This window comes from Pseudomonas sp. BLCC-B112 (genome assembly GCF_028550695.1).
Lineage (GTDB): Bacteria > Pseudomonadota > Gammaproteobacteria > Pseudomonadales > Pseudomonadaceae > Aquipseudomonas > Aquipseudomonas danubii.
Window position 1 is genome coordinate 230,806 of record NZ_JAQQGK010000010.1, and the last position, 15,120, is coordinate 245,925.

A 15,120-nucleotide genomic window follows, 5' to 3' on the forward strand; every position below is an offset into this window, starting at 1 on the left:
GGTAACCTCATGAAAACTTGCTACAAACGCACCACCTTGTCCCTGCTCGCCCTGCTCAGCACCTGCGCTGCGCAAGCCAGCATGGCCGCCGTATCGCTGGACCGCACTCGGGTAATTTTCACAGGAAGCGAGAAATCGGTCAGCCTCAGCATCAGCAACCAGAACACCCAGTTGCCCTACCTGGCCCAAGCCTGGATCGAAAACGAACAGGCCGAGAAGATCACCAGCCCACTGGTGGTGGTACCGCCAATCCAGCGCCTGGAAGCCGGAGCCAACAGCCAGGTGAAAATCCAGGGGCTGCCGGAGCTGGCCCGGTTGCCCCAGGACCGCGAATCGCTGTTCTACTTCAACCTACGGGAGATTCCACCACGCAGCGACAAACCCAATACGCTGCAAATCGCCCTGCAAACGCGGGTCAAACTGTTCTACCGGCCCGCAGCGATTGCTCCACGGGCCGGCGTCAACGAAGCCCCCTGGCAGGAAAAACTTACCCTCACCCGGCAACAGGACCGCTACCTGGTGAACAACCCGACGCCCTATTACGTCACGCTGATCGATGCAGCGCCCAACCTCAAGGCCGACGGAGCAGCCGGCTTCAAGCCACTGATGATAGAACCCAGTGGCCAGCTCGACCTGGGCGTGAGCAGCAAAGTGCTGGGCAACAAGCCAGTGCTGACCTATGTCAATGACTACGGCGGCCGCCCACAGCTGCAGTTCAGCTGCGCAATCACTACCTGCACTGCCAGCCCCGTGACCAGCAAACGCTGACGTTCAATGACTTGTTCCTGTGAGTGCCAATCATGAAGCCCAGACTCCGCGTATCCCTGGCAGCACTCCTGTGCCGTGCCAGTGTCACCACTCATGCCACCAGCACGGCAAGATCGGCCGAGTTCCAGGTCACCGGCACCTTGCTTGAAAGCGCCTGCTACCCGGACCCAAGTTCCGCCTGCCAGCGCTTGTCTTTGGACGGACTGAGTACCGCTCGCCTGTCGCACATGGGCGACCAAGGCACGCTCGTGGCCCTGCACCTGAAGCTGCAAGGCTGCGTGCGCAGCGACGGCGGTCGTTATGACGAGCAGCAAGGTGCACAGGTCTGGAGCGCCATCAAGCCGGTGGAGGCAGTGACATTCAAGGCGGTGGGAGACGCCGACACGCCCAGGCTGATCAAGGTGATTGGCACCGAGGGGGTCGGCCTGCGCCTGCTCGATGTCCAGGGCAATGATGTGCGTCTGGGCCGCACCGCCCCCGCCTGGTTCGTCTCGCCCGGCGACAGCCAGCTGACCTATTACATCCGACCCGAGCGCACTGCCCCCCGCTGCGCCCGGGCGCATTCCGCGCCAGCCTCAACGTGAACCTGGCGTATGACTGAGGCCCTCATCATGACTGTCGCACGTCCCACGCTGCTAGCGTTGCTACTTGGGTGCGGCCCCTTGGCCCAGGCCGCCGAGAGCCGGGTGACGATAAAAGGTGTCATCCATGCGGCGATTCCCTGCGTGATCAACAGAAACGCGCCCATCAGCGCCCCGTTCAGTGATGTCCAGATTGCAGACATCGATGGCCACTACAAGACCATCCCCATCGACTACACGCTCGACTGTAGCCGCTCGGCGACCAATGAGCTGCGGATGCAAGTGCGCGGCAATCCTGCCTTCGACCGCACGATGCTGCAGATACCCGGTTACGACAACATCGGTATCGCCCTGAAAAAGGACGGCGAGCGGTGGGCACTCAACACCTGGTCCAACTTCGATACGCGCAAGCAGCCCGTGCTGCAAGCCGTTCTGGTCAAACGCGACGCCAGCGATATCAAGGCCGGCGCATTTAAAGCCAGTGCAACCCTGGTGGTGGACTATCGATGATCCTCTTGCATCGCACCTTGGCCATTCTTTCAATTACTGCACTGCCCCTGTCATGCGTTGACGCGGACAACTTGGTGTTCAGTGGCAACCTGCTGGCCCCGCCCGGCTGCACCGTCAGTGACAAGGGCGGCCGAATCAACGTGCGCTTCGCGCAAAACATCGCAGTCAACCGCATCGATGGCGAGCGCTATCGCCAGGCAATCCCCTACCAGATCGACTGCCCGGGGGCGGCCGGCTCCACCATCACCTGGCACATGCGCCTGACCCTCAAGGGCACGCCCGCGCCTTTCGACACCACTGCGTTGAAAACCTCGGAAAACGATTTGGGCATCAAGGTCCTGCTTGGTGGTACCGCATTAGCGCCAAACGAGCCGCGAGAGATCGATGTCCGCGCATCGACACCGCCGGTGCTGGAAGCCGTACCGGTAAAGCTAGCCGGCGCGGCGTTGCCCAGCACCGAATTTACCGCCTCGGCGCTCTTGATGGCCGAGCTCTACTAGGAGGATCCATGAGCAAGTGGGCCATGAACCTGGGCGCCTGGATCGTAAGCCTGTGGTTGCCGGCGATCCAGGCTGCAGAAGACAACCTGTACTTTTCTGGCACCTTGGTGAACGAGCCTTGCGTGCTCGCCGAAGGGGATAAGTTGATCGAAATGGACTTCAAAAGCGTGATCGACAAGGACCTTTACCTCAACGGCAGGACCAAGGGGCGCCCCATCGAGCTGCACCTGCAGAACTGCGAGCTGGACGTCGGCAAGCGCATGGTCAGCATCACCTTCAGCGGCAACGAGAGCAGCGCCTCCCCCGGGTTTCTGATGCTGCGAAGCACAACCGTGCAAGGCCTGCTGGTAGGGCTGGAGACAATGGGTGGCGTGCCGCTGCCACTGAACAAGACCCACCGCATGGGCGAGCTGATCCGTGGTGAAAACCTGATCAGCTTTAATGCCTACCTGCAAGGCGAGCCCAATGTGCTTGCCAATCGCACTCTTGGACAGGGCGACTTCGAAGCTTCCCTGACCTTTGCCCTTAGTTACGAGTGATCATCATGAAGAAAGCCTATATGACAGCGCTGCGCTGTGCCCTGGTAGCGATGCTGCTGTGGGGAATGCCGGCCCAAGCCCGCGATATCGTCATCACACCGACAAAAAGTGAGTATGTCTCAGGAGGGGTACGTTACTATTTCGTGGTGAACAGTTGGGGCTATGAGTTCATGTCTAGCCCCTGCTCAACGACCGAGCCGATTTATACTACTTGTACTATTAGTTTGACTGCACGAATTAGTTCGAGCTACCACGAAGGAGTAGGATATTACGACAGATGGGAGGTCCCGGTTCGCCGTAACTCTTACATGGGAGATCTGTTAAAAGATTTGGAAAGTAAGGGGTTTCGAATTCCGCTCAGTGGATCAATTTTTGTAGCTTCGAAATATGAGCCTTCTGACCTTTGCATCGGTTTTGGAGCTGTGAAAACTGGACCAACCATTGGTGGTGCTGTAAATCCCCTTGGCCCTTGTTACCGAGTAGCTGCACCGTCACTGCAATGCGATATCACAGGATATGCCGTGATCGACCACAAGAGCCTGATGGATAACGCAGTGGACGGGGCGACGGCCTCAACGCAGGTCTACGTGCAATGCCGTGGCCCAGCCAGCATGACTGTCTCGACGTCACGGAGCGATTCCTACGGCGTACGGCTCAAGAGCGATGGCAGCCTGTACAGCAAGATCACAGTCAATGGCAAAGATGCCACGGCGGGTATCAATGTGCCAATCACACAAGACCAGTTCACACCGCTGACCATTACCTCGACCCTGGTCAAGCGCGGGAACGTTACGCCTGGTCAGTTCAGTGGGTCCACAGTGGTAACTCTATCACCGCCCTAAGATCACTGTATGTACGAACGCCAAGATCGCCAGATATATCTTCATGCCGTGGGACGACAGCTGAGTGAAGTTGAATTTGCCCAACCTTAAGTTTTAGGCTCAATCCGGAGTTCTCAGCAGATCTAACATAGGGCTTTGCTTTTTCGATCCTCGTCCGTACGACTTCATAGACACTAAAACTTGATATATGCGACTGGGCAACGAGAAAAATCGAATCATATGGAGCTGACGTCTCGTTAAACTTGGCTCGCAAGTAGTCATACTCCAGGCCTATTACTAACTCATCAACAATAGTCAGACTATCAAGATTCATGTCTGTATTGAACCGTTTCAGTGATCTCAGAGCATCACCTAGGGATGGTCCGATCAACTTGCCGCGCAACGGCGCCAGGTCAAAACTCCGGCGCCACGAAGCGTCAATTTCCGAACATCGGCCGACGCATTATGTTTGCCTGGTATCACGTGTTAAGCGCGTAACTCGCCCATACCCATCAGTTGTTTTCGAGCCACCCACAGGTTTTAGAGGGCGAACAGCGTCGTCAACTAGCTGTGTTTTTCATCAGTCCGCGAGAGCACACTTTCACCTAACCAAACTGCCGTTTGATCACCCGAAGTGGATGCTCAACCTTGGCCCGCATCTGCGTTTTAAGTATTCGATCTTGGTCGAACTCGGGGCATGAATAATAGTGATATCAACGATGATGCCTTAGCGCAGAGAGAGCCCCTTTTCCTGCAAAAAATCGTTGATGACCGCAAGGATCACAGGCGCCAGTTGGTACTTTTCTAGCAGGTGCCTGAAGTTCATGGTCGTGGCGCCTTCGGGGATCGGCGCGCTCAGCGCCAGACATGCGAACTGGCGCATGGGGATGATTTTGTAGAGCGATTCTTCCATGGCCGGATCGCTCAAAGAGAACCAGTTCTGCAACAGATGGATACGCAGCATAACTTCCAACGGGTAAGTTTTAAGGAAGCGTTAGCGGCATGTCTGCTTGCGCTTGCCGGCGTATTAGACGTCGGAAAAGCTTATATGGCTCATGAGGGCGCGGATCGGGAAGCCAGGCGTATTCAGCACATCTGCGGACTTGATCGGAACATCCCTAAGGATGCTCCGATCCCCGCAGTTCAAACTGCACTGCCGAATATCAATATTGCCGCTTTGCCATCTTTCAGAGAATCAGCCCATGGCGCTTGGCGAACTCTGCCAGGCCAACTTGCGAGCCCTGACCAAGCTTTTGCAACAAGCGAGCCTTGTAGGTGCTGACGGTCTTGTTGCTGAGAAACAGCTTCTCGCTGATGGCCTTGTTGGAATAGCCCTGAGCCAGATACTGCAGCACGATCATTTCCCGATCGGTCAGTGAGCCAATCAGCTCGGTCTCGGACAACTGCTCGGCAGCCGGCTTGGAAACATCGTTCACCAGCGAAGGATAAAAGGTATAGCCGGCCAGCACCGCATTTAGCGCCACCACCAGATTGCTCAGGTCTTCTTCCTTGTTGACGAAGCCTCTAGCGCCAAGCTGGATACAGCGCTTGCAAAAGCTTTCGACAGACTGCGATGTCAGCACCAATACCTCGGTGGGCAAGCCCAGCGCCTTGATCCGGGACAGCACCTTGAGGCCATCGAGTTTGGGAATGCCGATATCGAGAATCACCACACTAGGAACATGCTCGCGCACCAGTTCTATCGCATCCAGCCCGTTATCGGTTTCGCCCACCACCTGCATATCGTGCTTTTCCAGTAGAACCTTCACCGCCAATCGAACGACGGGATGATCATCCACTATTAATACGCTGTGCATAATGTCATTTCACCTTATAACTTGCCGCCGGGCAGCAACTGCGAGGGCGCAAATTCCTCGGATTTGACCCGACTTACAAGTGGTTATTGACGATCATTGGAAAATTCAGACGCTCTGATTTTTTCATTAGGAAATTTCCTACAAGGCATGAGGATACATCTAATGGACCCGTATCAAATGGCTTAAGCAAGATATCCGACGAGTCAACAACACGAGCCAGCAATGCAACACCTGAACGTTCTAGTTTTGGAAGATGAGCCCCTGCAACGCCTGGTCACTATCACCGCGTTAAGGAAGGTAATACCCGGCCAGATTCATGAAGCCATCAGCGGCAGTCAGGCATTGGCGCTGTTGGAAAGTTGTGAAGCCATCGACATTGCCATCTGCGATTTGAAAATGCCCGGCATGGACGGCCTGGCTTTCCTTCGTCACGCCAGTCACAGCGGCAAACTGCGCGCGGTCATCCTCTGCAGCCAGATTGACCTGGCGCTGCGCAACACCACCGTGTCCATGATCAAGCGCCTGGGTCTGCATTTTCTTGGAAGCCTGAGCAAACCCTTCAACCTGGAGCGTCTGACCACCTTGCTGAAGCGATACCAGTCCCTGCGGCATGACCTGGCCAGCCCGCTCAAGAGCATTGCGCTGCCCACGCTGGGTGATGTGTTGCGCGGTCTGGACTACGGAGAGTTCGAGCCCTACTACCAACCCAAGGCGGCACTCGATACCGCTGCCGTGCTGGGCGCCGAAGTCCTGGCTCGCTGGAACCACCCCCAACTGGGGGTGCTGCCGCCGTCACACTTCCTGAACATCATGGAAGACCACAACCTACTGGATCGACTGTTCTGGCAATTGTTCGATCAAGGTCTGGCGCTGCGGCGCAAATTGGCAGGAAACGACCTACCGCTGAATTTTTCCTTCAACTTGCACCCCTCACAATTATCCTCCGCGACTCTGACTGAATCCGTAACGTCCTTGTTGGCGCTCTTCCAGGTGCCTTCAAGTTGCATCACCTTTGAAATCACCGAAACCTCTGTGATGGGCGCTTGCGCGTACAGCTTGGAAAATATGGTGCGCCTGCGGCTCATGGGCTGCGGTTTGGCCATGGACGATTTCGGCGCCGGCTTCGCGTCTCTGGAACGTCTCTACGAACTGCCCTTCAACCAAATCAAGTTGGACCGCAACTTCGTGCGCAAGATGAAACATCACCCCGCAAGCAGCGCCATCATCCGCTATACCTTGGCCCTGGCGGGCTCCCTGGGAATGTCAGTGATCATCGAAGGAGTGGAAACCCCTGAACAGCAGGAGCAACTATTGAAGTTGGGGGGCTCGATTGCCCAAGGTTTTCTATTTGCCCGCCCCATGCCGGAAAGTCACTTCATCGCCTATTGCAGCAAGCCCTCAAGTCCCCCCACTAACGACATAAATTGATAGGCCAAAGCAACCCGCGACAGCTACTATTTTCACTCTGTATTTTCAGCGTTCTCGACTCAACTAAGCCTTCCTCATTTTCTGAAGAGACCATGCACTCACGACTTATCTGGCTACTTGCCTGCTTAGTGACCATTGCCGCTCAGACGGCAGCGGCCCAGCCACCCCTATTGCCCAATACGCTGTATAGCGAGGTGCGCCTCGATCACCACGAACTGGTACTTGAACAAGAGGACTGGCACTGGCTACGGCATAAGTCGGAGTTGAAAATCGGTGTGGTCGCACAAGAGTCGCCTCCCTTCAATGTCGATTACAACGACAGTCACTACGAAGGCATTACGGCGGACGTCAGTTCATTGATCGGGCAGATGCTCGGAGTCGGCATGAAGGTGGTTCCCTTCGCCACCCGAGAACAAGCCCTACAGGCCCTGCAGGCCTCCGCCATCGACTTGATGGGCAGCTACAACAGCCCCGGGCAATCCAGCGATGCCGTCAGCTTCACCCGACCGTTCGCCGATGGGCGGTTGGCCTTGTTCAAGCGCAACGCCGAACTGCGCCAGTCCCCGGCAAACCTGGCCGGACTGCGGGTTTCCGTCGTCAAGGAACACAGCGGCGAAGCGCAAGCGCGCTTTCCTCGTGCCCGCTTGATGATCTACCCCACCCATAACGAAGCCATAGCTGCGGCGGCATTTGGCCATGCCGACATGTACCTGGACGATGTACTGAGCGCCTACTTCCAGATCAACCGTTCTTACTACGGCTTCCTCAAGTTCGAGCGCTTCGTTGACCTTGCCACGGGTGGCTATGGCTATGCGATCAACAAGGACAACGCTCGTCTTCAGCGCATCCTTGACCGAAGCATCGAGGCCATTGGCAAGGAAAAACTGAGCCATCTGAGCCAGCGCTGGGTCGGCAGCGGTTTCGTGCCCACCGGCGAAAAGATTGTGTTGACGCCAGAAGAATCACGCTGGATCGATCGTCACCCGGTGATCCGCCTGATCATCAACGATGACCTGGCGCCAGTGGCGTTCTTCGACGCCAACGGAGTGTTCTCCGGAGTTGCCGCCGAACTGCTGGAGATCATCTCGCAGCGCACCGGCCTGCATTTCCAGGTGACTGTGCGTAATGGCGGCTATCCGCAGCAGATTGAAGCCTTGAGCAACTCCGAGGCGGACATCGCCATCATGACGGCAGGCCCGCAGCGCGAGGACAAGCTACGTTTCACCCGGCCCTTTTTGACCAGCCCTTTTGTCCTGGTCACACCCAGTGGCAGCAAGGACAAGGGGCTGACCGCCGAAGACCTGGCAGGCAAGCGTCTTGCCATTCCATCAGGTCACGTGACCCTGCAACACGTCCGCGAGCTTTATCCGAGCACGCAATTGATCGAGGCCGGCACCACTCTGGACGCCATGAACAAAGTCTATGACGGCAGCGCCGATGCCGCCCTGGTGTCGTTGCCGGCCGCTCGCTACTACATTGTCCGCCTGTTTCAAAATCGCCTGGGCATCGCCGACCTGATCCACACCAGTCGGGCAAACGCCAGCTTTGCTCTGCGGCGCAGTGACTCCGAGCTTCAGTCGATTCTCGACAAGGCCCTGCTCAGTCTCCCGGCGGACGATCTGAACGCTATCGCCAACCACTGGCGCTCACCACCGGGCATGAGTGGCGAAACCTGGCGCGACTATGCGCTGCTGATCGCCGAAATCATCGCCGCCGCGGCGCTCCTGCTGTTGCTGACACTGGCCTGGGCCTTGTATCTGCGACGTCGGATCAAGGCCGAGAAAACCCTGAATGAGCAATTGCGCTTCATCGAGGCCCTGGCCGAAAACATGCCTCCGGTTCTCTACATTCGTGACATGGACGGCAAGATGCTCTCGTGCAACCGCAGTTACCTGCAGAGTGTCGGCCTGACCGCCGAGCAGGTTCTGCACAAATCCGTGCAACAGCTGCCCAAGGAGCATTTCTGCGCTGAACCCGACCTGCATCACAGCTACCTGCAAGCCATACGCGACGGTCAGACCATCAGTTCGGTGTACAAGGTCAAGTTGCAGGGCAAGGATGTCTGGATCGATCACTGGATCCAACCCTTCCAGGACAACAATGGCGTCACCAAAGGCGTTATCTGCGGCTGGCTGGACATCACCAAGCATCGGCATCTGGTCCAGGAATTGAAGGAAGCGAAGAACCTGGCCGACCAGGCCAGTCGCACCAAGACCACGTTCCTGGCCACCATGAGTCATGAAATCCGTACCCCCATGAACGCGATCATCGGCATTCTGGAACTGGCGCTCAAACGCGCCGATAGCGACCGGATCGAGCGCTCCAGCATTGAAATCGCCTACAGCTCGGCCAAGAGCCTGCTGGACCTGATCGGCGATATTCTCGACATCGCCCGCATCGAGTCGGGACGTCTGAGCCTTTCGCCCAAACGCGCCAACCTGCGCGAGCTGGTGGAATCCATAGCCCGTGTGTTCGAAGGTCTGGCACGCCAGAAATGCCTGAGCTTCATCCTCGAAATCGACTCCAGCATCAATTGCGATGTGCTGGTAGACGGCATGCGCTTCAAGCAGATTCTGTCCAACCTGATAAGCAACGCCATCAAGTTCACCGAAGCCGGCTTCATTAAAGTGAGCATCAGCGGCGATCTGGTGGAGAACTCGTTGCTGCAGGTCAAACTGCGCGTCGAAGATTCAGGGATAGGCATATCTCCTAGTAACCAGCAGCGGCTGTTCCAACCCTTTGCCCAAGTCGAACGCAATGTCCTGAATACCGAAGGTACCGGCCTGGGACTGGTGATCTGTCGCTCCCTGTGCGAAATGATGGGCGGCACTGTTTCAATGAGCAGCACCCTGGGCCAGGGCACCCTGGTGGAGGTGGATCTTCGCCTTCAAGTGCTGGAGCGCCTGGCCGCCGTAGAACCTGCTCCCAGCATCAAGCGACGGCAGATGTACCGCCTGCAGATTCTGGTGGTGGACGACCACCCGGTGAACCGTCAGGTCCTGGGACAGCAACTGGCGTTTCTCGGGCACGACATAGTCGAGGCGGAAAATGGACAACAGGCACTGAAGACCTGGCGCGAGCACGCTTTTGACCTGATCATCACCGACTGCCACATGCCCGTCATGAACGGTGCCGAACTGGCCCGCTCAATTCGCCAGGATGAACGCGACACGCACGACGAACCGATCGTGATCATCGGCCTGACTGCCGACGCCCAGCCCGAGGAAGTGGAACGCTGCATCCAGGCCGGAATGAATGACTGTCTGATCAAGCCCATCAGCCTGGATGAACTGGAGGCGCGCCTGTTGGCCCTGGGTCAAGTCGAGGAAGAAGAACGCGCGCCCCTGCCGCCCGAAGAACGCGTCAGCAGCCAATCCCCACAGGTATTCGATCTGGAGTCGTTGCATACCCTGGTGGGCAGCGAGCCGACCATGCTGCAGCACATCCTGAGCGAATTGCTCAGCAACAATCGCACCGACCTGCAGACCCTGGAGACACTGCTGCGCGACCAAGCAACAGCGGAACTGTCCGAGTTGGCGCATCGCATCAAAGGGGCAGCACGAGTCGTCAAGGGCGAGCAACTGGTGGAAAGCTGCCGGCAATTGGAAGACGCCTGTCAGAGCCCGGACCTGAACATGCCCCTGGTGAGCGACTGTGTTGAGCAGGTTAAACAGGCCATCGTGACCCTTGAACAGCAGCTGCTTGAGCAGTACGACGGATCGGCACCACTTGCCGGGTGATATCGAGGAGAACGCACGGACTGCCCCGCTTCAGCGGGGCCAAGGTGATTTTCAAAGGCGCTGAACGGCGCTGACCGCGCCAGTGAGTCGACCGCTGCAATGGCAGCAGGCTCGGCCGGCTTGGTGGCCAGGTTTGACTCATTGATCGCGGATTACCGGATGCCCGGTAGCCCCTCAAGAACATAAGCCGCCTCCACTCTTTTCCCAGGGGTGGCACACAGAAAAAAATCGGCAAAAAACCCGTAAAACGCAGCACCAACGCCTGCTAGACTCCCTTCCCCCAACCCACTTGAAGGTGACCACAGGTCCTGGTCACCCATTGAAAGGACTCTCCCATGAACAAGCTGATCTACAGCCTTTTTGCCTCGACACTGGCCCTGTCCGTTGACGTTGCCCATGCCGCCTCCGTGGCCCAAGTCTTCACCGGCGACATGCTGGGCACCAATCAGCGGTACTTTGAATCCGTCGCCGGAATCCCTCGGGAATCCTTCGGCGATGAGCACAAGTTCAAAGTCCAGGGCTGCAACATCACCGCCACCATAGAAGGCGGCACAGTCAGCAAACTGCGCATGGAGCTGACGCCCAAATGCCAGGCTGACCTGACCCAGTTCGTCGACACCTTCGCCCCCGCTCCCGGCAAGCCGCTCACCGTAGGCGCGTTCACCGAATCGTCCGGTGGCGGCCTGAGCTACAGCGCCAGTTGCCTGAGCATGTGCGGCAACGCCGCCGACCCTTCCGTCTACGCCCACTGGGAAGGCCCACGCGCCATAGGTTTCAGGGAGGTGCTGCTGGAGGTGGTGCTGGTCTCGGATGCCGCGCTCAGCGCCGCCGACCAGTGGGAGTCGCAGATGCGCAAAGCAGAAGGCGAAGACTACGTGATGGAAACACGCTTCAACTGCGACCAGAAATACAACGCCGCCGCGCAGAAGGCTTTTGAGAAAGTGCAGGTCAGCGCGGTGACCATCGGCACCGGGCTCAAAGCTTCCGGCTGCTGAGCGTCAGCACGAGAGGCCACCCAGGCTCTGTGCATACCCTGGTGGGCAGCGAGCCGACCATGCTGCAGCACATCCTGAGCGAATTGCTCAGCAACAATCGCACCGACCTGCAGACCCTGGAGACACTGCTGCGCGACCAAGCAACAGCGGAACTGTCTGAGTTGGCGCATCGCATCAAAGGGGCAGCACGAGTCGTCAAGGACGAGCAACTGGTGGAAAGCTGCCGGCAATTGGAAGACGCCTGTCAGAGCCCGGACCTGAACATGCCCCTGGTGAGCGACTGTGTTGAGCAGGTTAAACAGGCCATCGTGACCCTTGAACAGCAGCTGCTTGAGCAGTACGACGGATCGGCACCACTGGCCGGGTGATATCGGGGAGAACGCACGGACTGCCCCGCTTCAGCGGGGCCAAGGTGATTTTCAAAGGTGCTGAGCGGCGCTGACCGCGCCAGTGAGTCGACCGCTGCTATGGCAGCAGGCTCGGCCGGCTTGGTGGCCAGGTTTGACTCATTGATCGCGGATTACAAGATGCCCGGTAGCCCCTCAAGAACATAAGCCGCCCCCACTATTGTCCAACCTGCATTGTGTATTAGTCCGGGGTTGTGTTTTGAGCCTTGCGATTAAAATTTATTATGAACCGATTGCACTATCTTTGTAGTTCTGGCCTAAGTAATGCTGGAGAGATTCTCTCCAGCCATTATTATCTGAGCCCGACAAAAAAACAGAGAATGGCTTAGCTGCGCCCTCCAAGGAATCGATTAAAACTACTAATAAAATCTTTCCTCAGACCCGGCAATATTTTTTTCAGGATCAAAAAGTAAAGATAGATAGGGGTTGGACCATCGCCCTCCTCTTCCCAAACCTCCTCTGTACCATAGCAATAGAGCACACCTCGGATGAAATTTGCAAAATCTTCATCTTCCTTGCGACTTTGCTGCTCCATTTTCCAGAGATCGACAGTGAGCTTCTTTCGAAGTACCTCATCACTTTCGATACGCTCGCGCAAGATGGCCTCTTTCAAGAACGGCACCAACTTTTCCAACTTGCTGGCAGCAATAGTTTTTAATTCACCTCTTTGGATAAGACCCATTAGATAACTAGCGTACTCACGCGTCATCTCGCCATAAGAAACATTCGCATCAAGCAACTGCCCCTCCAGACCATCAAACTCTTTAACTTCTATACTATCAATCATTGTGTGGCTCCATCTTCCATTTCTAGCCTACCCATAACTTGTTTACATGACTTACAGAATGACTTCAAAACGCCATCATTCCTGTGCGTCGTTGATCTGCCACCTTTAGTTAGAGCCTTCAACTCATCGACTGTCTTAACGTTGTATTTTTTCGCAATATTGCTAAGGGCCCAGCAGCCGGAAGTGGACAACGACCGGCTGCGACACTGCCGTCTCCACTCTCAACCCACGCCCCCCCAAAAAAATACGCCCAAAGGATGGAGATGAAACTCTGGCCCCTCCATGCAGGCACGCGCCGGCCCTGGTACGTAAAGCTGCTCTGGATAGCGCTGCTGTTTGGGCTGGTCACGCATTGGGACATCGCATTGCCAACGGTGAATGTGCACTACTCCCAAGCCGGCCGGGATGAGCTCAGGTACATCTGGAATATCCAGGATCGGATTGATAAAGGAGGAATGCTTCCCGGAGGCGGCGCAACCGATCATGGCGTGCTCTTCCCGGACGACGAGTTCTTCATGGAATTTTCCTGGTGGAGCAAGAACACGGGGCGTAATCACTGCATCAGCATCACCCCGCAATGGCCCAACACCCATATCTACCTGAACGCCGACGGCGACATCGACAGGCGAGAAAAGAGCGGAATCGATGAGCACCGGTTGGCGGAATGTCGCTGGGATCGGGCCAAGCCTTAGGTCGATATAACGGGCGCAACGGTAACGGCAGCCTGTGTGACCGGTAACCATGGTTTTTTGCCCGGCGATGCCCCGTCATCTGTTTGCGGTGGCGGCTTGAACTGCCGAGTGGCCAGGCACCTGAGAAGGCGAATGTCCCGCCTCCGCTGTTGGCCGTTTCTCAGTCGAGACGCTCGATGGCGCGGGCAAGATTGGCGCGGGCTTGCTGTTCGAATGCATCGAAGTACGGTGCGGTCGTATAGATCCGCCCGCGTGCCAGGAAGCCTTCCAGGACCTGGCGCCGCTTTCGGCGGTACACAAACAGAGGCACATATCGGTACTCGCGACGGACTTGGCGGTCGTACTCCTCAAACCGCGCGGCCGATGCCCCAAGGATCGCCAGATCCGTGTCCACCAACACGGCCTCGTCTGCCGAGGCTGGAGCGCCGTCGTGTCGCGTCACCATGATCAGGCCGTAAAGCCTGCGTCGGGTTTCATCGTCCAGGCCGCTATCGCGTGCCACGTCGTCCAGCCATTGCGCACTGCGCAGCTCGTTGTCGCTGCGAAGGGGGTCGTATATGGCGTCATGAAACCAAAGTGCGAGGTCGACTTCCGCGGGGGCGTGGCAGGCTGCGTTGATGAGTCGACGCACCTGGAGGCATTCCTGCAAATGCAGGCAGTTGTGGTACGCACGATGGGGCTCGCGGTAGCGTCGCAGGAGCTCTTCGTAGGTTTCTCGCGGCGGGCAGCCGGCGCCAAGCTCCGCCCAGAGGCGAGTCCAGGCGGCGAAATCCACACCATCAGGCACCTCAGGGGCGCCGTGCGCGCCGGCCGGAAAGAGACTGTGCCCTTCTGGCGGTTTCGTCATCGCTCCTCCTGCGTATCAATGTAACGCTCTACCCAATCGATCAACGTCGGTGCGGCGAAGGCCGTCGGCAGCAGCGGCCGCGCCGTGGTGGACAGCGTGAACGCCCCCTGGATAAAGCATGTAATGCCCGCCACCAGCGCGTCGAGCCCTCGGGCGCGGCGTCCGCGTTCGGCGAATCGCTGCCGGAGCAGGCCCTTGAGAAGCTTCATCTGCGCCGCTAGCACAGCCTGATAGACCTCACGCACGTCTGGGTCGTGGGCGGACTGTTCGCCGATCATCACCCATGCTGCCACCGCATCGGGCTGCGCGTCCGAACCGTAGGCCAGGTGTGCTGCAATATAGGCTTGAAGCCTTTGCTCGGCCGTCTGGGCCGCAGCAGCCCGGGACTCGTAGCGCTGACGGGCGTAGCCGGCCAGTGAGTCGACCAGTGCCACCAAGATCTCGCGCTTGTCCTTGAAGTGGTAGTGCACGAGGCCAGGCGCTAGCTCCGCGTGCCGGGCGATGGCCGCTATGGTTGCGCCTGCGTAGCCGGCCTTGGCCATCACGGCCTGGAGTGCCGCCACGATCTGGCCGCGTCTTTCATCAGTGTTCGAGCGCCGTGCCATGTCACCTTCCCAATATTGGTTGCACGACCAGCTTAGCATTGACATCGACCCCGTCGCACCCTAGCTTTCCAAATATTGGTTAT

Annotated in this window: 15 protein-coding genes and 1 pseudogene; 11 read left to right on the plus strand and 5 right to left on the minus strand. The window is 57.5% G+C overall.

Annotated elements, in window-relative coordinates; translation table 11 throughout:
• The first annotated feature begins 9 nt into the window (after window positions 1–9).
• From PQT43_RS25125 to PQT43_RS25150, 6 genes are all read left to right on the plus strand, one after another.
• Complete coding sequence (locus PQT43_RS25125; RefSeq protein ID WP_123393082.1) at window positions 10–768, plus strand: fimbria/pilus periplasmic chaperone; 759 nt, start codon at window positions 10–12, stop codon at window positions 766–768.
• A 32-nt stretch (window positions 769–800) separates the two neighbouring features.
• Window positions 801–1,352, plus strand: a complete 552-nt coding sequence (locus PQT43_RS25130; protein WP_272754893.1) for a fimbrial protein — start codon at window positions 801–803, stop codon at window positions 1,350–1,352.
• Between the two features lie 78 nt (window positions 1,353–1,430).
• Complete coding sequence (locus tag PQT43_RS25135; RefSeq protein WP_272754894.1) at window positions 1,431–1,859, plus strand: fimbrial protein; 429 nt, start codon at window positions 1,431–1,433, stop codon at window positions 1,857–1,859.
• A complete protein-coding gene (locus PQT43_RS25140; protein ID WP_272754896.1) occupies window positions 1,856–2,359 on the plus strand; it encodes a fimbrial protein in 504 nt (167 codons plus the stop codon). The genes PQT43_RS25135 and PQT43_RS25140 overlap by 4 nt, the downstream gene beginning before the upstream one ends.
• Window positions 2,360–2,367: 8 nt before the next feature.
• Window positions 2,368–2,898 (plus strand): fimbrial protein, encoded by a 531-nt coding sequence (locus PQT43_RS25145; RefSeq protein WP_272754897.1) that lies wholly within the window; start codon window positions 2,368–2,370, stop codon window positions 2,896–2,898.
• A 5-nt stretch (window positions 2,899–2,903) separates the two neighbouring features.
• Window positions 2,904–3,740, plus strand: a complete 837-nt coding sequence (locus PQT43_RS25150) for an MrpH family fimbial adhesin (RefSeq protein WP_267269817.1) — start codon at window positions 2,904–2,906, stop codon at window positions 3,738–3,740.
• A 640-nt stretch (window positions 3,741–4,380) separates the two neighbouring features.
• Here the strand turns inward: PQT43_RS25150 and PQT43_RS31530 are convergent.
• Together PQT43_RS31530 and PQT43_RS25160 are read right to left on the minus strand one after the other, a co-directional pair.
• A pseudogene (locus PQT43_RS31530) lies at window positions 4,381–4,698 on the minus strand (transposase); the annotation flags it as partial.
• Window positions 4,699–4,906: 208 nt separating this feature from the next.
• A complete protein-coding gene (locus PQT43_RS25160; protein ID WP_102879957.1) occupies window positions 4,907–5,536 on the minus strand; it encodes a response regulator transcription factor in 630 nt (209 codons plus the stop codon).
• A gap of 222 nt (window positions 5,537–5,758) precedes the next feature.
• Between PQT43_RS25160 and PQT43_RS25165 the strand changes: the two genes are divergently transcribed.
• From PQT43_RS25165 to PQT43_RS25180, 4 genes are all read left to right on the plus strand, one after another.
• Window positions 5,759–6,964, plus strand: coding sequence for an EAL domain-containing response regulator (locus tag PQT43_RS25165; RefSeq protein WP_272754899.1), 1,206 nt, complete (start codon window positions 5,759–5,761; stop codon window positions 6,962–6,964).
• A gap of 92 nt (window positions 6,965–7,056) precedes the next feature.
• Complete coding sequence (locus tag PQT43_RS25170; RefSeq protein ID WP_272754900.1) at window positions 7,057–10,704, plus strand: transporter substrate-binding domain-containing protein; 3,648 nt, start codon at window positions 7,057–7,059, stop codon at window positions 10,702–10,704.
• Between the two features lie 335 nt (window positions 10,705–11,039).
• Window positions 11,040–11,699: a hypothetical protein gene (locus PQT43_RS25175; protein WP_110652975.1), complete on the plus strand. Its 660-nt coding sequence runs from the start codon at window positions 11,040–11,042 to the stop codon at window positions 11,697–11,699.
• Between the two features lie 59 nt (window positions 11,700–11,758).
• A complete protein-coding gene (locus PQT43_RS25180) occupies window positions 11,759–12,067 on the plus strand; it encodes an Hpt domain-containing protein (RefSeq protein WP_272754901.1) in 309 nt (102 codons plus the stop codon).
• Between the two features lie 364 nt (window positions 12,068–12,431).
• On the opposite strand, the gene PQT43_RS25185 is transcribed toward PQT43_RS25180, so the two are convergent.
• A complete protein-coding gene (locus PQT43_RS25185) occupies window positions 12,432–12,893 on the minus strand; it encodes a hypothetical protein (protein WP_170004788.1) in 462 nt (153 codons plus the stop codon).
• A 263-nt stretch (window positions 12,894–13,156) separates the two neighbouring features.
• Between PQT43_RS25185 and PQT43_RS25190 the strand changes: the two genes are divergently transcribed.
• Window positions 13,157–13,585, plus strand: coding sequence for a hypothetical protein (locus PQT43_RS25190; protein ID WP_272754902.1), 429 nt, complete (start codon window positions 13,157–13,159; stop codon window positions 13,583–13,585).
• Between the two features lie 160 nt (window positions 13,586–13,745).
• On the opposite strand, the gene PQT43_RS25195 is transcribed toward PQT43_RS25190, so the two are convergent.
• Window positions 13,746–14,432 (minus strand): HD domain-containing protein, encoded by a 687-nt coding sequence (locus PQT43_RS25195; protein ID WP_272754903.1) that lies wholly within the window; start codon window positions 14,430–14,432, stop codon window positions 13,746–13,748.
• Window positions 14,429–15,037 (minus strand): TetR family transcriptional regulator, encoded by a 609-nt coding sequence (locus tag PQT43_RS25200; RefSeq protein ID WP_110595883.1) that lies wholly within the window; start codon window positions 15,035–15,037, stop codon window positions 14,429–14,431. The genes PQT43_RS25195 and PQT43_RS25200 overlap by 4 nt, the downstream gene beginning before the upstream one ends.
• Window positions 15,038–15,120 lie beyond the last annotated feature (83 nt).